Origin of the sequence: Enterobacter sp. RHBSTW-00901 (assembly GCF_014103115.1) — a bacterium.
In the GTDB taxonomy this organism is placed as follows: domain Bacteria; phylum Pseudomonadota; class Gammaproteobacteria; order Enterobacterales; family Enterobacteriaceae; genus Enterobacter; species Enterobacter cloacae_P.
Map to the genome: position 1 here is coordinate 3,593,745 of NZ_JABXPB010000001.1, position 21,401 is coordinate 3,615,145.

Consider the following 21,401-nt stretch of genomic DNA (forward strand, 5'->3'; position numbering starts at 1 on the left):
AAATGACGTGCCTGCGCAGGCAGGCACGTTAAAGATTAGTGTTTTTCACCAATCGGCAGAATGGTGCAGCCGAACTGTTCGTTCAGCACTTCGCCCATTGCCAGGTAGATCGCGCTTGCGCCACACACCAGACCAATCCAGCCTGCCACGTGAACAATGCCTTCGTTATCCACCAGATGGCCAACAGCCAGCAGGGCGAACAGCACGGTCAGGCTCAGGAAGACGAACTGCAGTGCTCGGTTCGCTTTCAGAGTACCGAAGAACATGAACAGGGTGAAGACACCCCACAGGCCCAGGTAGACGCCCAGGAAGTGCGCGTTTGCGGCTTCTGCCAGACCCATTTTAGGCATCAGCAGAATGGCAACCAGGGTCAGCCAGAAAGAACCGTAAGAGGTAAAGGCAGTTAAACCGAAGGTGTTGCCTTTCTTATATTCCAGCAGGCCCGCGAAGATTTGTGCGATACCGCCGTAAAAAATGCCCATCGCCAGGATAATGCCGTCCATCGGGAACATCCCGATGTTGTGCAGGTTCAGCAGGATAGTGGTCATGCCAAAACCCATCAGGCCCAGCGGAGCCGGATTAGCCAACTTAGTGTTGCCCATAAGTCCTCAGAAAAATCATCATTAATATGGTGAAATGGTGAATCCCGCGTCAATTCTCCCTGACGGGGCGCGGCATCATAATGGGCGCAATCGATGCCGTCTATGATCTCATCGGGGTGAAATTAAAAAATTTTTTATCCCTCCCCCTTGATGGATGCCGTTGCGACCCCATCTTGTAAGCAACCGCAGTGTGTGGACCTGAAAAAAATCAAATCTGGGCAGTTGAAAAAGCACGTTCTGCCCTTATTACAGGTACACAACCACATGTTGACTGAATTTTTAGTGGAGACGTTTAGATGGGTAAAATTATTGGTATCGACCTGGGTACTACCAACTCTTGTGTAGCGATTATGGATGGCACTACTGCACGCGTGCTGGAGAACGCCGAGGGCGATCGCACCACGCCTTCTATCATTGCTTATACCCAGGATGGTGAAACTCTGGTTGGTCAGCCGGCTAAACGTCAGGCAGTGACAAACCCGCAAAACACCCTGTTTGCGATTAAACGCCTGATTGGCCGCCGCTTCCAGGACGAAGAAGTTCAGCGTGACGTTTCTATCATGCCTTACAAAATCATTGCTGCAGATAACGGCGATGCATGGCTTGATGTGAAAGGCACCAAAACTGCACCACCGCAGATCTCTGCAGAAGTGCTGAAAAAAATGAAGAAAACGGCTGAAGATTATCTGGGTGAGCCAGTAACTGAAGCGGTTATCACCGTTCCTGCATACTTCAACGATGCTCAGCGTCAGGCAACTAAAGATGCCGGCCGTATCGCAGGTCTGGAAGTAAAACGTATCATCAACGAACCAACCGCTGCTGCACTGGCTTACGGTCTGGATAAAGAAGTTGGCAACCGTACTATCGCGGTTTACGACCTGGGTGGTGGTACCTTCGATATCTCTGTTATCGAAATCGACGAAGTTGACGGTGAAAAAACCTTCGAAGTTCTGGCAACCAACGGTGATACCCACCTGGGCGGTGAAGACTTCGATACCCGTCTGATCAACTACCTCGTTGACGAGTTCAAGAAAGATCAGGGCATTGACCTGCGTAACGACCCGCTGGCCATGCAGCGCCTGAAAGAAGCCGCTGAGAAAGCGAAGATCGAACTGTCTTCCGCTCAGCAGACCGACGTGAACCTGCCGTACATCACTGCAGACGCGACCGGTCCAAAACACATGAACATCAAAGTGACCCGTGCAAAACTGGAAAGCCTGGTAGAAGACCTGGTGAACCGTTCTATCGAGCCACTGAAAGTTGCACTGCAGGACGCTGGTCTGTCCGTATCTGACATCCAGGACGTTATCCTGGTGGGTGGTCAGACGCGTATGCCAATGGTTCAGAAGAAAGTGGCTGAGTTCTTTGGTAAAGAGCCACGTAAAGACGTTAACCCGGACGAAGCGGTAGCAATTGGTGCTGCGGTTCAGGGTGGCGTGCTGACCGGTGAAGTGAAAGACGTATTGCTGCTGGACGTTACCCCGCTGTCTCTGGGTATCGAAACCATGGGCGGTGTGATGACTGCGCTCATCAACAAAAACACCACCATCCCAACGAAACACAGCCAGGTGTTCTCTACCGCTGAAGACAACCAGTCTGCGGTAACCATCCATGTGATTCAGGGTGAGCGTAAACGTGCGTCTGATAACAAGTCTCTGGGTCAGTTCAACCTGGACGGTATCAACCCGGCACCACGCGGCATGCCGCAGATCGAAGTGACCTTCGATATCGATGCTGACGGTATCCTGCACGTGTCTGCAAAAGACAAAAACAGCGGTAAAGAGCAGAAGATCACCATCAAGGCATCTTCTGGCCTGAACGAAGCTGAAATCGAAAAAATGGTTCGTGATGCCGAAGCTAACGCGGAATCCGACCGTAAGTTCGAAGAGCTGGTTCAGACCCGTAACCAGGGTGACCATCTGCTGCACAGCACCCGTAAGCAGGTTGAAGAAGCAGGCGATAAACTGCCAGCGGAAGACAAAACGGCTATCGAAACTGCACTGAGCGCGCTGGAAACGTCTCTGAAAGGCGAAGACAAAGCGGACATCGAAGCGAAGATGCAGGCGCTGGCACAGGCTTCCCAGAAGCTGATGGAAATCGCTCAGCAGCAGCATGCTCAACAGCAGGCAGGCGCTGACGCATCTGCGAACAACGCGAAAGACGACGATGTTGTCGACGCTGAGTTCGAAGAAGTGAAAGACAAAAAATAATCGCCCTTTGAACGGGTAATTACTGGCACGGGCGAAGAGGTTTCCTCTCCGCCCGTGCACGCATGTTAGGGGCAGATAAAATAAGATGGCGAAGCTTGATTATTACGAGATTTTAGGCGTTTCCAAAACAGCGGAAGAGCGTGAAATCAAAAAGGCGTATAAGCGCCTGGCCATGAAATATCACCCGGATCGCAATCAGGGTGATAAAGAGGCTGAAGCTAAATTCAAAGAGATCAAAGAAGCCTACGAAATCCTGACCGATGCACAAAAACGTGCGGCTTATGATCAGTACGGTCACGCAGCCTTTGAACAGGGCGGCATGGGCGGCGGTGGATTCGGTGGCGGCGGCTTTGGCGGCGGTGCTGATTTCAGCGATATCTTTGGCGATGTGTTCGGCGACATCTTCGGCGGTGGCCGTGGTCGTCAACGCGCCGCGCGCGGTGCAGACCTGCGCTACAACATGGATCTGACTCTGGAAGAGGCCGTTCGCGGCGTCACCAAAGAGATCCGTATCCCGACGCTGGAAGAGTGTGACGTTTGCCACGGCAGCGGCGCGAAAGCAGGGACGCAGCCACAAACCTGTCCAACCTGTCACGGTTCCGGCCAGGTGCAGATGCGTCAGGGTTTCTTTGCGGTACAGCAGGCCTGTCCACACTGTCATGGTCGCGGTACGCTGATTAAAGATCCGTGCACCAAATGCCACGGTCACGGTCGCGTTGAGAAAACCAAAACCCTGTCCGTTAAAATTCCGGCGGGTGTTGATACGGGCGACCGTATTCGTCTGGCTGGCGAAGGTGAAGCGGGCGAGCACGGCGCACCGGCGGGCGATCTGTACGTCCAGGTTCAGGTGAAACAGCACGCGATCTTTGAGCGTGAAGGTAACAACCTGTACTGCGAAGTGCCAATCAACTTCGCCATGGCGGCTCTCGGCGGCGAAATCGAAGTGCCAACGCTGGATGGTCGCGTAAACCTGAAAGTGCCTGGTGAAACCCAGACGGGCAAGCTGTTCCGCATGCGCGGTAAAGGCGTGAAATCCGTTCGCGGTGGTGCGCAGGGCGACCTGTTGTGCCGCGTCGTGGTGGAAACCCCGGTTGGCCTGAACGACAAGCAGAAGCAACTGCTGAAAGAGCTGCAGGAGAGCTTCGGCGGTCCGACGGGTGAGAAAAATAGCCCGCGTTCCAAAAGCTTCTTCGATGGTGTTAAAAAATTCTTCGATGATTTGACTCGCTAATCCGTTAGCCGGTTTTCATTCCCAAAAAGCCCGGAAGCGATTCCGGGCTTTTTCTGTTTATGGGTATTGCTCGGTAAAACTGATTATATACTCAATATTAATCTGTTTTTGCCGAGCTATCTGACTTGGTACTATGGTTTTATCGAGGTATTGTTGTAAAAAGAGAGAACTAAAGTGAAATTACTACACCGTTTCTTTAGCAGTGAAGCGTCCGGCGGGGTCATCCTGATTATCGCCGCTGCGGCCGCGATGGTGCTGGCTAACTTAGGCGTCACGCGTGATTTTTATCACGCATTTCTGGAAACCCCCGTCGAGCTGAAAGTTGGCGCGCTGGAAATTCACAAGAACATGCTGCTGTGGATCAATGATGCACTGATGGCAGTGTTCTTCCTGCTGGTAGGGCTTGAGGTTAAACGTGAGCTGGTGCTGGGATCGCTTGCCAGCCGTCAGCGTGCGGCGTTTCCGGTCATTGCCGCCATTGGCGGGATGGTGGTCCCGGCGTTGCTCTTCCTGGCGTTTACCTGGCAGGATCCGGTGGCTCGCGACGGCTGGGCGATCCCGGCTGCAACGGATATCGCGTTTGCACTTGGGGTGCTGGCCTTACTGGGAAGCCGCGTGCCGGTAGCCCTGAAAATCTTCCTGATGGCGCTGGCGATCATTGATGACCTGGGCGCTATTGTGATTATTGCGCTGTTCTATACCAGTGAGCTGTCAATTCTGTCGCTGAGCGTGGCGGCAGGTGCCATTGCAGTGCTGGCACTGCTGAATATTTTCAACGTCCGCCGTATTGGTATCTACGTACTGGTGGGTATGGTGCTGTGGACGGCGGTGCTGAAATCCGGTGTGCATGCCACGCTGGCAGGCGTGATCGTCGGTTTCTTCGTGCCGCTTAAGCCGCAGGATGGCAAATCACCCGCCAAACAGCTGGAGCATGTACTTCACCCGTGGGTGGCCTTTATGATCCTGCCGCTGTTTGCTTTTGCCAACGCGGGTGTATCTCTGGAAGGGGTGACGCTGGAAGGGCTGACGTCGATGCTGCCACTGGGCATCATTGCCGGGCTGTTTATCGGTAAACCACTGGGGATTAGTCTGTTCTGCTGGCTGGCGCTGAAACTGAAGATGGCGTCATTGCCGCACGGCACCACGTTTAAGCAGATTATGGCGGTGGGTGTGCTATGCGGAATTGGATTTACCATGTCGATCTTTATCTCGACGCTGGCGTTTGGTGCGCATACCCCTGAACTGATTGTCTGGGCGAAACTGGGCATCTTAATCGGGTCATTACTGGCCGCGGTAATAGGGTATACGTTATTGAAGGTAAAATTGTCCGGACAGGTTGTCCAGGCATAACAGGATACCGGGAGAAGGGGAGCCTTCTCCCGATACACTCTCAGGGAGCGAAGACGCAATGTCTCATTTGAACTACAACCATCTTTACTACTTCTGGCACGTCTACAGACAAGGCTCGGTCGTGGGGGCTGCAGAGGCGCTCTATCTGACGCCGCAAACCATCACCGGGCAAATCAAAGCGCTGGAAGAACGTCTGCAGGGAAAGCTGTTCAAACGCAAGGGCCGTGGGATCGAGCCAAGCGAACTGGGCGAGCTGGTTTTTCGCTACGCGGACAAGATGTTCACCCTGAGCCAGGAGATGCTGGATATCGTCAACTATCGCAAAGAATCGAACCTGCTCTTTGATGTAGGTGTGGCAGATGCGCTGTCAAAACGGCTGGTGAGCGGCGTTCTGGATGCCGCTGTGGTTGAAGATGAGCAAATCCACCTGCGCTGTTTTGAGTCCACTCATGAGATGCTGCTGGAGCAACTGAGCCAGCACAAGCTGGATATGATTATCTCGGATTGTCCAATCGACTCCACGCAGCAGGAAGGGTTGTTCTCGGTGAAAATTGGCGAGTGTGGTGTGAGTTTCTGGTGCATTAACCCACCGCCAGAAAAACCCTTCCCGGCCTGTCTGGAAGAGCGCCGTTTGCTGGTACCAGGAAGACGCTCCATGCTTGGGCGTAAGCTGCAGAACTGGTTTAACTCTCAGGGGCTGAAGGTGGAGATCCTCGGGGAATTCGATGATGCCGCGCTGATGAAAGCCTTTGGTGAAGCGCATAACGCCATCTTCGTTGCGCCGACGCTTTACGCGCACGATCTCTATTCAGATGACAAAGTTACGGAGATTGGCAGGGTAGATAACGTGATGGAAGAGTATCACGCGATATTCGCAGAAAGGATGATTCAGCACCCTGCGGTACAGCGTATCTGTAACCGCGACTACTCGGCGCTGTTTACGTCACCGGCAATCTGAAGATATAAAAAAACCCGCATTAAGCGGGTTCTTTTAAAACAAGCAACAACAAGTGACGATTAAGCCAGTTTGTTGATCTGCGCGGTCAGGTTAGCCTTATGACGCGCTGCTTTGTTTTTGTGGATCAGACCTTTAGCAGCCTGACGATCCACGATTGGTTGCATTTCGTTAAATGCGTTCTGCGCAGCAGCTTTGTCGCCAGCTTCGATAGCTGCGTATACTTTCTTGATGAAAGTACGCATCATAGAGCGACGGCTTGCATTGTGCTTACGAGCCTTTTCAGACTGGATAGCACGTTTCTTAGCTGATTTGATATTAGCCAAGGTCCAACTCCCAAATATGATCTATGTGGACAATTCAAAGGCCGAGGAATATGCCCTCTATACCTTCTTTTGTCAATGGATTTGTGCAAATAAGCGCCGTTAATGTGGCGACGCTACGTTACGTAGTGATGGCGCAGGATTCTACCAGCTTGTCTCTCGCGAATACAGCTTTTCGGCATAAAAATCGCAGTTCGCGGGCAGATTTTTTCGCTGTGAAAGGTCAGCATGATGAAATCATTACGGCTTTCTGTTTTGTGTGAACAATCGCCGGTTAACCTTAATCGCTGTACAAGGTATACTTTGGCGATTTTCACTGTTTTGAGCCAGTCATGAAGCTGATACGCGGCATACATAATCTCAGTAAAGCCCCGCACGGGTGCGTGCTGACCATTGGTAATTTCGACGGCGTGCATCGTGGTCATCAGGCGCTGTTGCAGGGATTGCGTAAAGAAGGGAAGGCCCGTGGCCTGCCCGTGGTAGTGATGATTTTTGAGCCACAGCCGCTGGAACTGTTTGCAGGCGATAAATCACCCGCCCGCCTTACGCGTTTGCGTGAGAAATTACGCTATCTGGCGGAGTCTGGCGTGGATTACGTGCTGTGTGTACGTTTCGATCGTCGCTTTGCCGCGCTGACAGCACAAAGTTTTGTCAGCGACCTGTTGGTCAAGCGTCTTGGCGTGCAGTTTCTCGCAGTGGGTGATGATTTCCGCTTTGGCGCTGGTCGTCAGGGCGATTTCTTGTTATTACAGAAGGCTGGCCTGGAGTACGGTTTTGACGTCACCAGTGCAATGACCTTCTGCGAAGGCGGTGCACGCGTCAGCAGTACCGCAGTGCGCCAGGCGCTGGCCAATGATGAACTGGACACGGCAGAAACCCTGCTGGGGCATCCGTTCACGATTTCAGGCCGTGTGGTGCATGGTGATGCCCTGGGGCGCACCATCGGTTTCCCGACGGCGAATATACCGCTGCGTCGTCAGGTCTCCCCGGTTAAAGGGGTGTATGCGGTAGAAGTAACCGGACTGGGTGATAAGCCCTATTTCGGGGTGGCAAACATTGGCACGCGTCCAACCGTCGCGGGTGTGCGGCAGCAGCTTGAAGTGCATCTGCTGGACGTTGTAATGGACCTCTATGGTCGCCATATAGATGTAATACTGCGTAAAAAAATACGCAACGAGCAGCGATTTGCTTCGCTGGACGAACTAAAGGCGCAAATTGCGCGAGATGAATTGACGGCCCGCGAGTTTTTTGGGCTACAGAACCCGGCTTAAATGCCTACGTGATAAATACGGAACCGAGAATCTGATGAGTGACTATAAATCAACCCTGAATTTGCCGGAAACAGGGTTCCCGATGCGCGGCGATCTCGCCAAGCGCGAACCGGGAATGCTGGCGCGTTGGACTGATGATGACCTGTACGGCATCATTCGTGCAGCCAAAAAAGGCAAAAAAACCTTCATTCTGCATGATGGCCCTCCATATGCGAATGGCAGCATTCATATTGGTCACTCTGTAAACAAGATTCTGAAAGACATTATCGTGAAGTCCAAAGGACTCACGGGATATGACTCGCCTTACGTTCCGGGCTGGGACTGCCACGGTCTGCCAATCGAGCTGAAAGTGGAGCAAGAGTTTGGCAAGCCAGGTGAGAAATTCACCGCTGCAGAGTTCCGTGCAAAATGCCGCGAATATGCTGCCACCCAGGTTGACGGTCAGCGTGCTGACTTTATCCGTCTGGGCGTGCTGGGCGACTGGTCGCACCCGTACCTGACGATGGACTTCAAAACTGAAGCCAACATCATCCGTGCGCTGGGTAAAATCATCGGTAACGGCCACCTGCATAAAGGCGCGAAGCCGGTGCACTGGTGCGTGGACTGCCGTTCTGCGCTGGCAGAAGCGGAAGTTGAGTATTATGACAAAACCTCTCCGTCTATCGACGTGGCGTTCCACGCGGTGGATCAGGATGCGGTGAAAGCCAAATTTGGCGTGTCGTCTGTCAACGGCCCGATCTCTCTGGTTATCTGGACGACCACCCCGTGGACGCTGCCAGCAAACCGCGCGATCTCCCTGTCTGGCGAATTCGAATACGCTCTGGTGCAGGTTGACGGTCAGGCGGTTATCCTGGCGAAAGATCTCCTTGAAAGCGTGCTGAAACGCGCGAACATCACTGACTACACCGTGCTGGGCACCGTGAAAGGTGACGCGCTGGAACTGATGCGCTTCAAACACCCGTTCCTGGACTTCGACGTTCCGGCCATTCTGGGCGAGCATGTTACGCTGGAAGCAGGTACCGGTGCGGTGCATACCGCCGGCGGCCACGGCCCAGACGACTACAACATCAGCCTGAAATACGGTCTGGAAATCGCTAACCCGGTTGGCCCGGACGGTTCTTACCTGCCAGGCACGTATCCGGCGCTGGACGGTATCAACGTCTTTAAAGCGAATGACATCATCGTTGACATGCTGCGCACCAGCGGCGCGCTGCTGCATGTCGAAAAAATGCAGCACAGCTACCCATGCTGCTGGCGTCACAAGTCGCCGATCATCTTCCGTGCGACCCCGCAGTGGTTCGTCAGCATGGATCAGAAAGGCCTGCGCGAGCAGTCCCTGAAAGAGATCAAAGGCGTGCAGTGGATCCCGGACTGGGGCCAGGCGCGTATCGAGTCTATGGTGGCTAACCGTCCTGACTGGTGTATCTCCCGTCAGCGTACCTGGGGCGTGCCGATGTCTCTGTTCGTCCATAAAGAGACGCAGGAACTGCATCCAGATACCCTGAAACTGATGGAAGAAGTGGCTAAACGTGTAGAAGTGGACGGTATTCAGGCATGGTGGGATCTCGACTCCCGTGACATCCTGGGCGCTGACGCAGACAACTACGAGAAAGTGCCAGATACCCTGGACGTGTGGTTCGACTCCGGTTCTACGCACTCTTCCGTGGTTGACGTACGTCCTGAGTTTACCGGTCACGCTGCCGATATGTATCTGGAAGGGTCTGACCAACACCGTGGCTGGTTCATGTCATCGCTGATGATCTCCACCGCCATGAAAGGTAAAGCACCTTACCGTCAGGTACTGACCCACGGTTTCACCGTAGATGGTCAGGGCCGTAAGATGTCCAAGTCTATCGGCAACACTGTGTCTCCACAGGATGTGATGAACAAACTGGGCGCGGACATTCTGCGTCTGTGGGTGGCATCTACCGACTACACTGGCGAAATGGCCGTATCTGACGAGATCCTGAAACGTGCTGCTGACAGCTATCGTCGTATCCGTAACACCGCGCGCTTCCTGCTGGCGAACCTGAACGGTTTCGATCCGGTTAAAGACATGGTGAAACCGGAAGAGATGGTGGTACTGGATCGCTGGGCAGTAGGCTGCGCGAAAGCGGCACAGGAAGATATCCTGAAAGCCTATGAATCTTACGACTTCCACGAAGTGGTGCAGCGCCTGATGCGCTTCTGCTCCATCGAGATGGGCTCGTTCTACCTCGATATCATCAAAGACCGCCAGTACACCGCGAAAGCGGACAGCGTGGCGCGTCGCAGCTGCCAGACTGCGCTGTTCCACATTGCAGAAGCACTGGTTCGCTGGATGGCTCCGATCATGTCCTTCACCGCAGATGAAATCTGGGGTTACCTGCCAGGCGACCGCGAGAAGTATGTCTTCACCGGCGAGTGGTACGAAGGTCTGTTCGATCTCTCCAGCACTGAAGCGATGAACGATGCCTTCTGGGACGAACTGCTGAAAGTACGTGGTGAAGTGAACAAGGTTATTGAACAGGCGCGTGCTGACAAGAAAGTCGGTGGCTCTCTGGAAGCGGCTGTAACCCTGTACGCAGAACCTGAGCTGGCGGCGAAGCTGACCGCGCTCGGCGACGAATTACGATTTGTCCTGTTGACCTCCGGTGCAAAAGTTGCGGATTATGCCGACGCTTCTGCTGATGCCCAGCAGAGCGAACTGCTCAAAGGACTGAAAGTCGCGCTGAGCAAAGCCGAAGGTGATAAGTGCCCGCGTTGCTGGCATTACACCACCGATGTCGGCCAGGTGGCGGAACACGCAGATATCTGCGGACGCTGTGTAAGCAACGTCGCCGGTGACGGCGAACAACGTAAGTTTGCCTGATGAGTAAATCTCTCTGTTCAACAGGACTGCGCTGGCTGTGGCTGGTTGTGGTGGTGCTGATTATTGATCTGGGCAGCAAATTCCTGATCCTCCAGAACTTCGCTCTGGGGGATACGGTGTCGCTGTTCCCGTCGCTTAACCTGCACTATGCGCGCAACTACGGTGCGGCGTTCAGTTTCCTTGCTGACAGCGGTGGCTGGCAGCGCTGGTTCTTTGCGGGTATCGCTATCGGTATCTGTGTGATTCTGGCGGTGCTGATGTACCGTTCGAAGGCAACGCAAAAGCTGAATAACATCGCCTACGCGCTGATCATTGGCGGCGCGTTAGGCAACCTGTTTGATCGCCTGTGGCACGGCTTTGTGGTCGATATGATCGACTTCTACGTTGGCGACTGGCACTTTGCGACCTTTAACCTGGCCGATAGCGCAATCTGCATCGGTGCGGCGTTAATTGTGCTGGAAGGCTTCTTGCCGAACGCTGCCGCGAAGAAACAGGCGTAAACCCACCGGGCGGCGCTTCGCGTATACGGGCCTACGGTTAATGTAGGCCCGGTAAGCGCAGCGTCACCGGGCAAAAACAAGCGAGCAATTTGCATGTCTAAATCCGTACAGAGCAACAGCGCGATCCTCGTTCACTTCACGCTGAAACTGGATGATGGCTCCACCGCTGAATCCACCCGCAACAATGGCAAGCCTGCCCTGTTTCGTCTTGGCGACACCTCCCTCTCTGAAGGTCTTGAGCAGCAGCTTCTGGGTCTGAAAGAGGGTGAGAAGAAGGCGTTTGCGCTGGAGCCGGATGCGGCATTTGGCGTGCCAAGCCCGGATCTGATCCAGTACTTCTCGCGCCGTGAGTTTATGGATGCGGGCGAGCCTGAAATCGGGGCGATCATGCTCTTTACCGCTATGGATGGCAGCGAAATGCCTGGCGTGATCCGCGAGATCAACGGTGACTCTATCACTGTCGACTTCAACCATCCGCTTGCCGGGCATACCGTCCATTTTGATATTGAAGTGCTGGAGATCGATCCGGCACTGGAGGCCTGAAATGCAGATCCTGTTGGCTAACCCGCGCGGCTTCTGCGCCGGTGTAGACCGCGCTATCAGCATTGTTGAAAATGCGCTGGAGCTTTACGGCGCACCGATCTACGTGCGCCACGAAGTGGTGCATAACCGTTACGTCGTTGACAGCCTGCGTGAGCGCGGCGCGATCTTCATTGAGCAAATCAGCGAAGTGCCGGATGGCGCAATCCTGATCTTCTCCGCACACGGTGTTTCCCAGGCCGTACGTAACGAAGCGAAAAGCCGTGATCTGACCGTTTTCGATGCGACCTGTCCGCTGGTGACCAAAGTGCATATGGAAGTGGCGCGCGCCAGCCGTCGTGGTGAAGAGTCTATTCTGATTGGCCACGCCGGTCACCCGGAAGTGGAAGGAACCATGGGGCAGTACAGCAACCCGGAAGGGGGCATGTACCTGGTGGAATCGCCGGAAGATGTGTTTACGCTGAACGTGAAAAACGAAGATCGTCTGTCGTTTATGACCCAGACAACGCTCTCCGTGGATGATACCTCTGATGTTATCGACGCGTTGCGCCAGCGCTTCCCGAAAATTGTCGGGCCGCGTAAAGATGACATTTGCTATGCTACCACCAACCGTCAGGAAGCGGTGCGTGCGCTGGCTGAACAGGCGGATGTGGTGCTGGTGGTCGGCTCCAAAAACTCGTCTAACTCCAACCGTCTGGCTGAACTGGCGCAGCGAATGGGGAAAGCGGCGTTTCTGATTGATGATGCGACGGATATTCAGGAAGCCTGGGTTAAAACAGCATCCTGTGTCGGTGTCACCGCCGGGGCATCCGCGCCGGATATTCTGGTTCAGAACGTGATTACCCGTCTGCAGGAACTGGGCGGTGGCGAAGCGGTTCCGCTGGAAGGACGCGAAGAAAACATTGTTTTCGAAGTGCCAAAAGAACTGCGTATCGACGCTCGCGAAGTAGAATAATGCGTATCAATGCCAGTCACTTGTTGACTGGCATTTTTTCAGTCAGATAGTTGATCATTGCCCGCATTCTGGCGGGCATATGTTTGTTACGCGTCCAAAGCAGCCAGAGCTCACCCGTATAGCTGCTGATAAACTCCCACTGTGGCAGCACCTGCACAATTTCCCCCTTTTCCAGAGCCTCACGTGCCGTAAACAGCGGTAAACTCCCAATGCCGACATGACGTTTGACCGCATCCAGCCGCACGCCCGTGTGGTTAGCCGCGTAACGTCCGTGCGTCTGTACGATCTCCGTTTTTCCCTGCAACGTAAATTTCCAGCGTGAATCGGCCGGGGTTTCACCGAGCGAAATACAGCTATGTGACCGGAGGTCGTGCGGATGTTGTGGCGTGCCTGCGCGACGAAGATATTCTGGCGTGGCGCAAATAACATGGGTTACTGGCATCAGCGGTTTTCCGTACAGGCCTGGAGAGGGAGTATTGGTGATCCGTAATGCCAGATCGACACCATCATCGATCAGATCCATGTAACGATCTTCCAGACGCAGGCAGACGTCAATTTGTGGATAGCGCTCCAGGAACGCCGGGATCAGCGGATGGATCACAAACCGTCCCACGGCTTTCGGTACGCTCACCGTGAGCTTTCCCTGTGCAACGGTTTGCAGACTGCTACCGGAATCCATTGCCTGTTGTGCTGCTTCCAGCATATCCAAAGCATGTTCATAAACCGATTTTCCGGTTTCGGTAAGTGCCAGCTTGCGCGTGGTGCGGTGCAGTAACTTAGATCCCATCTCCTTCTCGAGGCGTGAAACACAACGACTGATCGCTGAGGGCGTTGCTCCCGTCATACGGGCTGCAGTTGAAAAATTGCCGTGTTCTACGATGGTCACGAAGGTGGCAAGATCGGGAAGCAGTGCAGGTTTCATTTGTGCATACCAGGCAATAGTGCATTGTTTGAAAGGCGGATTATCGATGCTTAAGTGATGAATATACTGTCAGGGTACAGAGGAGAACAACCATGACAGAACGACTTTATTACACAAGTGAAGCGACAGAAGGCCGCGCGAAGGTGATCCGTTGCACTGAAGAGCCTGATGGTCGCTATGCCGTTGAGCTGGATCAGACCCTTTTCCATCCGCAGGGTGGCGGACAGCCAGCGGACCGGGGTTTGATCGCGGGGATCGCGGTGGAGGGGGTGAGCCTGCGCGGGGAGCAAGTCATTCATATTCTGGCTCGACCGCTTGTGCCAGGCGAGGTGGAAATGCAGGTCGATAAAAGCGCGCGAGTGCGTCATTCCCGCTGGCACAGCGCAGGCCATTTGATTGGTTGTGCCGGTGAGCAATTTGGCTGGGAGCCGGTGAAAGCTCATCACTGGCCAGGTGAAGGACGGATTACCTTTGTGCCACGAGAGCCGCAGGCGTCACTGCCTGATGCAAACAGGCTGAGCGCGATGATTGACGGCTGGAAAGCGGACAACCTGCTTCGTCAGACCGAAATTGAAGCGGGCAGACGCAGGGTTCGCTTTGGCGATCTCCCGGCCTATCCGTGTGGCGGAACGCATGTAAGACAGCTGGCGGAAATAGGGGAGATGCAGCTCATCGGGCTGAAAATGAAAAAAGGACAGCTGGTGGTCACTTATACCCTCCACGAGCAGGAGTAACAGGAGTGTGATTAACCCGACAGAGCGGGGGGCTGAGCAGGAGGTTAACCGGTTAATCTGGTAAGCTTGTCATGTTGTTCTCCTCGGGCCGGAGATAAACATGAACTCTGACGTTATCCTGCCACCCCAGGTGGCGTGGGCCAGCGGTGTATTCGCTAACGGTCCACTTATCCGCAAGACGACACACATCGCCGATCTGCCAGGCGTTTTCATTGATGACGATGCCTGGCGTGGCTGCGAACCGCGGCAGCGCGTCTATGACGTTGAAATGCTCGACTCCCCGTCGGACGAAGGGTCGCTGTACGTTGGCGTGACCCATCTTTACGCGGGCAAAATCGGTGATGAGTTCTTTATGACGCGCGGTCATTTTCACCAGCGCCGCGAACAGGGCGAGGTCTATTTTGGCCTGCGTGGATGCGGCTTGCTGCTGCTTCAGACGCCATCCGGTGAGGCACGCCTTGAACGCGTGAAGGCCGGTTCCGTGCACATCATTCCCTCTTTCAGCGCGCACCGTCTGATTAACACGGGTGAAGACACCCTTTCTGCGCTGGCGGTCTGGCCCAGCGTGGCCGGACACGACTATGCGGCATTGGCCGGTGGTTTTTCGCTTCGTGTATTTGCCTCTGAACATCACCCGCAGGGATGGGAGGTCGGAAATGGTTAACGTTGGGCTGGATATAGCCATCACACACTGTCCATTGGGTTTTAGCTATGGAGAGGATGTGACCGGACCGATGCCGGAGATCCGCACGCTGGATCAGATCCGCCCATCGCTGCGCAACCCGGATTGCGAAGGACCAGAGCAGGTGTACGCCATCGCGATGGACGTGGCACGCCTGGCGGACAGGCAAGAACTCGAAAAACGGATGCTGCTTTTTGGCGTGGTCACCTACGCCGCAGGTACGCTCGGCGATGAACCGGTCCGCAGTCAGGGGCATATCCATCGCATTAGCCAACACAGCGGATGGTCGCCGCCTGAGCTGTATGAAATCTGGCAGGGTAAAGCGATTATCTACATGCAGGAGTATGTTGACGACGATCCGGGCCGCTGTTTTGCGGTGCTCGCGGGGCCTGGTGAAAAAGTGCTGGTCCCTCCGGGATGGGGACATGCAACCATTTCGGCCTCTCCCGAAGAGCCGCTGACGTTTGGTGCGTGGTGTGACCGGGAATATGGTTTTGAGTATGATGCCGTTCGCGCGCGAAAAGGTCTGGCCTGGTATCCCTTAGTTCAGGGAAATCATATTGTCTGGCAGCACAATAGCCACTACAGACCGGGGCGATTACAGATGATTACGCCGCGTAGTTATTCTGAGTTCGGTATTACTGATGCGCCTGTTTATCAGCAGTTTATTGACGATCCGGCACGGTTCCAGTTTATTTCGCGTCCGGATAAAACGGCAGCACTGTGGGATAACTTCCATCCATAGAAGGACCGGGGCATTGCCCCGGTTCTCTTATCCTGCAAACAAACCGGACGCCACCCCCAGCGCTGCGAGTATAAGCAGCAATATCATGGCTTTTACCGGTGACACGCCGCGTTTGGCCATCAGATACCAGGTTCCCAGCACCACGGCCAGCGGAAGCAACTGCGGGAAAATACCGTCCAGCATCTGCTGCACGTGAATGTTAACCCCGTCCCGCGTGATGAACTCCAGCCCGGTGCCGAGCTTCACATAGCTGGCCGCCACACCGCCCATGACGAATACGCCCAGCAATGAGAGCGCTTCCCGTAGTCGGGTGGATTTGCTGCTGACCAGCATCTCTACGGAGCCTGAACCCATCTGGTAGCCTTTAAGAAACAGGAACCAGGAGCCCGGGATAATAATGGCCAGCCAGGCGACGGTATAAAACAGCGGGCCAAGGATATTTCCACCTGCCGCCAGCGCCATCCCGATGCTGAGAAGGATCGGAATAAGCATCCCGGGGATCATTGAATCACCGATCCCGGCGATCGGCCCCATCAGGCCCACCTTCAGGGTGTTAATGGTTTCGCCGTCAATTGGCTCACCGTTGGCTTTCTTCTCTTCCAGCCCCAGCGCCATACCGTTAACAATTGCGCCAATTTGTGGCTCAGTGTTGTAGAACGACGCGTGACGGCGCAGCATCTCGGTGCGTTGAGCCGCATCGGGATAGAGTTTTTTTGCCACCGGCAGCATGCTCAGGCAGAAGCCGAAGGATTCCAGGCGCTCAAAGCTCATTGAGGAGAGGTTGTGCATCATCCACGCCCGCCAGCAGCGGCGCAGATCCTTGCGGGTGAGTTTACGTTCTTCCATCAGAATTCATCCTCGTCGTCAGGGACCGGTGCTGAAGTCACGGTCTGCGGTGTTTCGGGTTTGTAGTTGTAATGGATCAATGCCAGCAGGGCACCCACGATCACCAGCGCGACCATATTGAGTTTCAGGAAAACGATGCAGACGAAGCCCACCAGGAAGTAGATGAGCATGGTGTAGCTTTTGATGATCTGCTTAAGCAGGATGGCAATACCGACAGCGGGTAAAATGCCGCCCAGCACGTTCATGGTGGAGAGGACGATGTGCGGCAGGCTGTCCATAAAACCGCTAATGTACTGCGCGCCAAAAAAGACGGCGATAAAGGTGGGCACAAAGCGCAGCACAAAATTCATCGCCTGCGGCCAGATGGCGCTGTTGAGGTAGATGCCGCGTTCATCGCCGTGTTCCAGCGCCACATCCGCCCGATGATTCCAGAACGAGTTCAGCACCATCATCGCATTAAAGAGAATGGTTCCGGCGATACCGATAGTCGCTGCCAGCGCGACGGCAACCTCGGGTCCTTTGCCGGAAAGTATCCCCAGCGCAATGGCAGGATAAGCCACAAAGTTCAAATCTGCTGGCATCGAGCCGCCGGGGGTCACCATCGCGATATACACCGCCTGCACCGCTACGCCAATCATAATCCCGGTTTTGATATCGCCCAGGATCAGGCCAACCAGCATCCCGGAAATGAGCGGTCGGGAGATGAGATACCAGCCGCCGGTCAGCCCTAAAAGCCACGGGCTACTGAGTGCCCCCAGATAACACAGCAGGCCAATTAAAGACGCTTCAATAATCATGATCTGCTCCTTATTTCAGCTTTTGTCTGGCATCCTGCCAGCTATAAAAACTGGCATCGGGAACCAGGCGGAATTCAATCGCGTGTCCCTGGACGGTCAGCCATTCGAACGCCGCTGCTTCATCTTTCGTTACCGATTGATTCGGACCGATGGTGATCGTATTCGCGCGAGCGCTCATCGGCCCTACGTTGATTTTACCGTTGCTGTTTTTCAGGCTAATACCTGCCTGTTCAATGCGCTGCAGCGTGAGCGGTGATTTGCCAATAACGAAATAGCGCTTCTCGCTGGCAATCACTTTTGGCAGTTTTTCGATCGCGGTTGCCGTATCGAACAGCCACACTTTGGTATCGGAGACCGCCCCTTTCATGACCGACGATAACAGCGGATCGGCCGCGACGGCATCGTCAATGGCAACGATGCCGTCGCAGGGCAGCTCCCTGGCCCAGCGTGTAATGAGCTGCCCGTGGATCACGCGGTCGTCAATGCGTACAAAAGAAATACTCATATGCGGCTCCTTAAAAATCGTCTGTCTGTGCTGTATCTACCCGTTTCGCCTGTACCAGCGTTGGCAGCGTGAGTTCGATAATGTGTGCGGCAGCATGATGAACATCGCATGCCATCATCACCTCGTCGGTTTGCAGTAGCATCGGGAAGTTGACCCCCGCCACCACGGCGACCGGTGGCCGCGCGTGCGGACTAAACGCGGCCTCACAGGCCACGTTCCACGGTGTGCCGCTTTGCATATCGCACAATACCAGCACGCCGTCAGCGTTGACGCTTGCCGCTTCCAGCGTGGTGCTGAAATCACGGCGAAAGCCCTCTATCCCCGCCTGTTCAGTCAGACAAACGGCGTGTACGCAGGGAAGGTCGCCATAAACCATCCGGCTGCTCTCCAGCAGCGCGGCGGCAAGTGGACCGTGGGTCGCGACAATAAAATGAATCATCGTTAGCTCCTTACCCAGGCTTTGATGGTCGCCAGTGGCCGCCCGGAGGTATTGGCTGATGGTGAAATGCGGTATTCCCCCACGCTGGCCGGAATGATGAAGGTTTCGGCGTAATGGACGGTAAATGGCTCAAATGCACCGGTCGGGCTGTCGACAATTGCTTCGCCGCCCTCTACCAGATTCAGCACATTCACGCCGCCGCTGGTGTGATGCACAACGGGTTCACTAAACCAGTGGCGGCGGGTTTCGATAAATTCACGCTCGTGCAGGCCGGTGCGTTCTTCGCGCCAGCGGTTTCCTTCGGCAATGGGTTCAAACTGATTCACCAGATGTTGGTGGACCCACTGCGTGTCGCGCTGCCAGTCGATCACCTTTTCGCCATGTTCCAGATGTACCGGACGCGGCAGACCGTCCAGACCCAGACGGCCCCAGTCCCACAGTTTGAAGGTGAAGATATACGGCGTGGCGCTGATCTCCAGTACCATTGTTCCCGCGCCGGAGCAGTGCACCGTACCTGCAGGGATCAGGAAATGGTCATGTTTTTTCGCCGGGATCTGATTAACGAACCGGGCGTCATCAAACGTTTTTTCACCACGGCCCGCACGTCTGAGGTCGTCCATCATCGCCTGCGGATCGGTACCGGTTTTGGTGCCCAGATAGACCACAGCCCCCGGCCTGGCTTCCAGAATGTAATAGCTCTCATCCTGGGTGTAATGCATCCCGAACTGCTGCTGGATGTACTCGGTAATGGGGTGGACCTGGAAGCTCAGATTCTGGCCGCCAATGGTATCGAGGAAGTCAAAACGGATCGGGAACTCCGCACCGAAACGCGCGTGAACTTTCTCGCCCAGCAGAGCACGAGGCTCGAGCAAGACCAGATCCTGAGAGGGGATCTCGATCCGCACTGCACCAAAACGCAGTAACAGGCTGTTCTCCTCGGGCACGCAGTCAAAACACCATGCGTAATTGGCGGCAGAGGGATCGAGATCGAATTGCTGTTTCATCCACTGGCCGCCCCAGACGCCAGGATCGAAAAATGGCACCACGCGGAAAGGCTGAGTGGTGGTCTGCTCAAGCCCGGCTCGCAGGGCCTCACCGCTGACCATCGCGGGCTGGTTTGTCCGGGTCGTATCCAGTAAAAAATCGGCGCGCCTGAGCAGCGGTGTTTTGTGGCGATCGAAGACGCGCCATTCGACAAAAAAAGCGCGTTTGTAGCGACGCAGCATATCTTCATGCTGATTCGCTGCTCCCCAGTTCCCCATCTCACCGCTGCGCATACGCTGCTGGATCTCCCAGCGCGGAAGATCGGCATACACCAGAACATCACCCGGATGGATAAGCGCCGCACCGGGGCCGTAAATCACAATCAGCCCCCCGGAACACTGGTTCACCTGATTCTGCAGTGTATCCAGACGAGCGGGATCAAAAAACTCACCAAGCTGGTGGCAGGAGAGTACGCCAAAGACGCGATCGTCGGTGAGGTTGCGTGCAAGCATCTCATGGATGGCAAACTCATCCTGTCGCGCCTGTTCGGCATTAATCGTTAGCGTTGGACGTAACCGCGGCAGCACGTTGTCTTCAAGTTCGGTCAGGCGAACGCCCGGATAGCAATCAATCACCAGGACTGCGCGGTTGTGCTGTTGGGTTTTTGCATCAAGGATGCGGGTAATCGCCTCCCATCCTTGCCAGGCGCTGTCGTCATAACCCTGAATCGTCACCGTGGGGAATTTGTCGTAGGTTGTCATCTTATCCTCCGTAATCACTATTTAAGGTTATTCGATTAACCGCATTTGAGAAGAGTGGTTAACGCGATTAACCCGCCATATACACGAATGAAATCCGGATCGGCGGCGGTAATGTGAAGAGACTCACACGGAAAAATGCAAAAAATAGGTTATTCGATTAATCTGTAGTGATGTTTAAGGAGACAACATGACGGGAATTACACTGGTTGATGTCGCGAAACGCGCCGGCGTGTCAACGGCGACGGTCTCTATGGTGCTCTGCAACAAAGGTCGCATTTCGCAAAGTACCCGCGAACGCGTGCTTAAGGCGCTGGACGAGTCCGGTTATGTCTATAACCAGACGGCGGCCAATTTGCGTAACCGCAGCAGTAATCAGGTCGGGCTGCTATTGCACGATATCACCAACCCTTTTTACGGAGAGATGACGGCAGGGCTAAGTCATGAAATGGAGCGCCATGAACTGCTGCTTTTTCTGGCGAATAGCGAGGAATCCGCAGAGCGACAGCAAAAATTTGTTGATTCGCTGATGCGCAATAACGTCGGCGGTATGGTGCTGTGTGCCGCCCGCGAAACGCCACAGGCCTTTTTTGATGGACTGAAGCGGCGCAACATTCCGGCTATCATGGTTGTGCGCCCGCTGAACGATCCGGATTTTGATTTTGTCGGCACGGACAACTTCTTAGGCACGCAGATGGCGACAGAACATCTGCTCAGAATAGGCCATCGGCATATTGCGTTTATTGGGGGGAGCCAGAACTCGGGCTCACGGGCGCAGCGTATCGGTGGCTTTACCAGCAAGCTGCTGGAATACGGCGTGACACCGAATCCTGCCTGGATCAGGACGTCGCAGGCCAGCCAAAGTGACGGCGCGCGCGTGGCGGAGGCGTTACTGCTTGAGCATCCAAACATCAGCGCTGCGATTTGCTATCAGGATATTGTGGCGCTGGGGGTGATGCAAAGTTTACGCAAGCTGGGCCGTGAACCGGGGCGTGATTTTGCGCTGGTCGGTTTTGATGACATTACCGAAGCGGCTCTGGTGCAGCCTGCATTGACCACCGTATCAGTGGCGGCAAAAGAGATTGGCCGTAAGGCGGGGGAATTACTGTACAGCCGCATACAGGGTAATGACGAACCCGCCAAACGGATCATCCTGCCGCCAGCGCTGGTGGTGCGGGAATCATGTGGTTTCCGCTGACGA

At 54.8% G+C, this 21,401-nt stretch carries 21 protein-coding genes and 1 pseudogene; 14 read left to right on the top strand and 8 right to left on the bottom strand.

Annotation, left to right across the window (positions count from 1 at the left end):
• Window positions 1-35: 35 nt before the first annotated feature.
• A complete protein-coding gene (gene satP / locus HV318_RS17340) occupies window positions 36-602 on the bottom strand; it encodes an acetate uptake transporter (RefSeq protein ID WP_182273687.1) in 567 nt (188 codons plus the stop codon).
• A 296-nt stretch (window positions 603-898) separates the two neighbouring features.
• Between satP and dnaK the strand changes: the two genes are divergently transcribed.
• The 4 genes from dnaK (at window position 899) to nhaR (ending at window position 6,351) form a co-directional block, all read left to right on the top strand.
• A complete protein-coding gene (dnaK, locus tag HV318_RS17345; RefSeq protein ID WP_182273688.1) occupies window positions 899-2,812 on the top strand; it encodes a molecular chaperone DnaK in 1,914 nt (637 codons plus the stop codon).
• Between the two features lie 85 nt (window positions 2,813-2,897).
• Window positions 2,898-4,043 (top strand): molecular chaperone DnaJ, encoded by a 1,146-nt coding sequence (dnaJ, locus tag HV318_RS17350; RefSeq protein WP_182273689.1) that lies wholly within the window; start codon window positions 2,898-2,900, stop codon window positions 4,041-4,043.
• Between the two features lie 174 nt (window positions 4,044-4,217).
• Window positions 4,218-5,393: a Na+/H+ antiporter NhaA gene (gene nhaA / locus HV318_RS17355; protein WP_182273690.1), complete on the top strand. Its 1,176-nt coding sequence runs from the start codon at window positions 4,218-4,220 to the stop codon at window positions 5,391-5,393.
• 58 nt (window positions 5,394-5,451) lie between these two features.
• Window positions 5,452-6,351, top strand: coding sequence for a transcriptional activator NhaR (nhaR, locus tag HV318_RS17360; RefSeq protein WP_182273691.1), 900 nt, complete (start codon window positions 5,452-5,454; stop codon window positions 6,349-6,351).
• A 59-nt stretch (window positions 6,352-6,410) separates the two neighbouring features.
• On the opposite strand, the gene rpsT is transcribed toward nhaR, so the two are convergent.
• On the bottom strand, window positions 6,411-6,674 hold the full coding sequence (rpsT, locus tag HV318_RS17365; RefSeq protein WP_008502037.1) for a 30S ribosomal protein S20: 264 nt from the start codon (window positions 6,672-6,674) through the stop codon (window positions 6,411-6,413).
• A gap of 115 nt (window positions 6,675-6,789) precedes the next feature.
• On the opposite strand from rpsT, the pseudogene HV318_RS24245 reads away from it, so the two are divergent.
• The 6 genes and pseudogenes from HV318_RS24245 to ispH all read left to right on the top strand — a co-directional run.
• Window positions 6,790-6,996: pseudogene (locus HV318_RS24245) on the top strand (DUF2575 domain-containing protein); the annotation flags it as partial.
• Between the two features lie 7 nt (window positions 6,997-7,003).
• Window positions 7,004-7,942 (top strand): bifunctional riboflavin kinase/FAD synthetase, encoded by a 939-nt coding sequence (gene ribF, locus HV318_RS17370; protein ID WP_182273692.1) that lies wholly within the window; start codon window positions 7,004-7,006, stop codon window positions 7,940-7,942.
• Between the two features lie 34 nt (window positions 7,943-7,976).
• Window positions 7,977-10,793 carry an isoleucine--tRNA ligase gene (ileS, locus tag HV318_RS17375; RefSeq protein ID WP_182273693.1) on the top strand — a complete coding sequence of 939 codons (2,817 nt, stop codon included), beginning with the start codon at window positions 7,977-7,979 and terminating at the stop codon, window positions 10,791-10,793.
• Window positions 10,793-11,293, top strand: coding sequence for a signal peptidase II (gene lspA / locus HV318_RS17380; RefSeq protein WP_182059533.1), 501 nt, complete (start codon window positions 10,793-10,795; stop codon window positions 11,291-11,293). The genes ileS and lspA overlap by 1 nt, the downstream gene beginning before the upstream one ends.
• 93 nt (window positions 11,294-11,386) lie before the next feature.
• Complete coding sequence (gene fkpB, locus HV318_RS17385; RefSeq protein WP_182273694.1) at window positions 11,387-11,836, top strand: FKBP-type peptidyl-prolyl cis-trans isomerase; 450 nt, start codon at window positions 11,387-11,389, stop codon at window positions 11,834-11,836.
• Window position 11,837: 1 nt separating this feature from the next.
• Window positions 11,838-12,788: a 4-hydroxy-3-methylbut-2-enyl diphosphate reductase gene (gene ispH / locus HV318_RS17390; RefSeq protein WP_182273695.1), complete on the top strand. Its 951-nt coding sequence runs from the start codon at window positions 11,838-11,840 to the stop codon at window positions 12,786-12,788.
• Between the two features lie 16 nt (window positions 12,789-12,804).
• Here the strand turns inward: ispH and HV318_RS17395 are convergent, their stop codons facing one another.
• Complete coding sequence (locus HV318_RS17395) at window positions 12,805-13,710, bottom strand: LysR family transcriptional regulator (protein ID WP_182273696.1); 906 nt, start codon at window positions 13,708-13,710, stop codon at window positions 12,805-12,807.
• Between the two features lie 92 nt (window positions 13,711-13,802).
• Here HV318_RS17395 and HV318_RS17400 point away from each other — a divergent pair, with 92 nt between their 5' ends.
• The 3 genes from HV318_RS17400 to HV318_RS17410 all read left to right on the top strand — a co-directional run bounded on the left by HV318_RS17400 (window position 13,803) and on the right by HV318_RS17410 (window position 15,871).
• Window positions 13,803-14,444, top strand: a complete 642-nt coding sequence (locus HV318_RS17400; protein WP_182273697.1) for an alanyl-tRNA editing protein — start codon at window positions 13,803-13,805, stop codon at window positions 14,442-14,444.
• A 100-nt stretch (window positions 14,445-14,544) separates the two neighbouring features.
• Window positions 14,545-15,108, top strand: coding sequence for a glucose-6-phosphate isomerase family protein (locus tag HV318_RS17405; RefSeq protein ID WP_182273698.1), 564 nt, complete (start codon window positions 14,545-14,547; stop codon window positions 15,106-15,108).
• Entirely contained in the window at window positions 15,101-15,871 is a 771-nt protein-coding gene (locus HV318_RS17410) for a glucose-6-phosphate isomerase family protein (protein WP_182273699.1), read from the top strand. The genes HV318_RS17405 and HV318_RS17410 overlap by 8 nt, the downstream gene beginning before the upstream one ends.
• A 27-nt stretch (window positions 15,872-15,898) precedes the next feature.
• Here the strand turns inward: HV318_RS17410 and HV318_RS17415 are convergent, their stop codons facing one another.
• Genes HV318_RS17415 through HV318_RS17435 form a run of 5 tightly spaced genes read right to left on the bottom strand, consistent with a single transcriptional unit; the run spans window position 15,899 to window position 20,203 of the window.
• Window positions 15,899-16,717: a PTS system mannose/fructose/sorbose family transporter subunit IID gene (locus tag HV318_RS17415; protein WP_182273700.1), complete on the bottom strand. Its 819-nt coding sequence runs from the start codon at window positions 16,715-16,717 to the stop codon at window positions 15,899-15,901.
• Window positions 16,717-17,514 (bottom strand): PTS mannose/fructose/sorbose/N-acetylgalactosamine transporter subunit IIC, encoded by a 798-nt coding sequence (locus HV318_RS17420; protein WP_182273701.1) that lies wholly within the window; start codon window positions 17,512-17,514, stop codon window positions 16,717-16,719. The genes HV318_RS17415 and HV318_RS17420 overlap by 1 nt, the downstream gene beginning before the upstream one ends.
• Window positions 17,515-17,524: 10 nt before the next feature.
• The gene (locus tag HV318_RS17425; RefSeq protein WP_182273702.1) at window positions 17,525-18,019 is read right to left on the bottom strand and encodes a PTS sugar transporter subunit IIB; all 495 of its coding nucleotides are present in this window, start codon (window positions 18,017-18,019) and stop codon (window positions 17,525-17,527) included.
• A gap of 10 nt (window positions 18,020-18,029) precedes the next feature.
• Window positions 18,030-18,458 (bottom strand): PTS sugar transporter subunit IIA, encoded by a 429-nt coding sequence (locus HV318_RS17430; protein WP_182273703.1) that lies wholly within the window; start codon window positions 18,456-18,458, stop codon window positions 18,030-18,032.
• 2 nt (window positions 18,459-18,460) lie between these two features.
• Window positions 18,461-20,203 (bottom strand): class I mannose-6-phosphate isomerase, encoded by a 1,743-nt coding sequence (locus HV318_RS17435; RefSeq protein ID WP_182273704.1) that lies wholly within the window; start codon window positions 20,201-20,203, stop codon window positions 18,461-18,463.
• Between the two features lie 187 nt (window positions 20,204-20,390).
• Between HV318_RS17435 and HV318_RS17440 the strand changes: the two genes are divergently transcribed.
• A complete protein-coding gene (locus HV318_RS17440; protein WP_182273705.1) occupies window positions 20,391-21,398 on the top strand; it encodes a LacI family DNA-binding transcriptional regulator in 1,008 nt (335 codons plus the stop codon).
• Window positions 21,399-21,401: the final 3 nt, after the last annotated feature.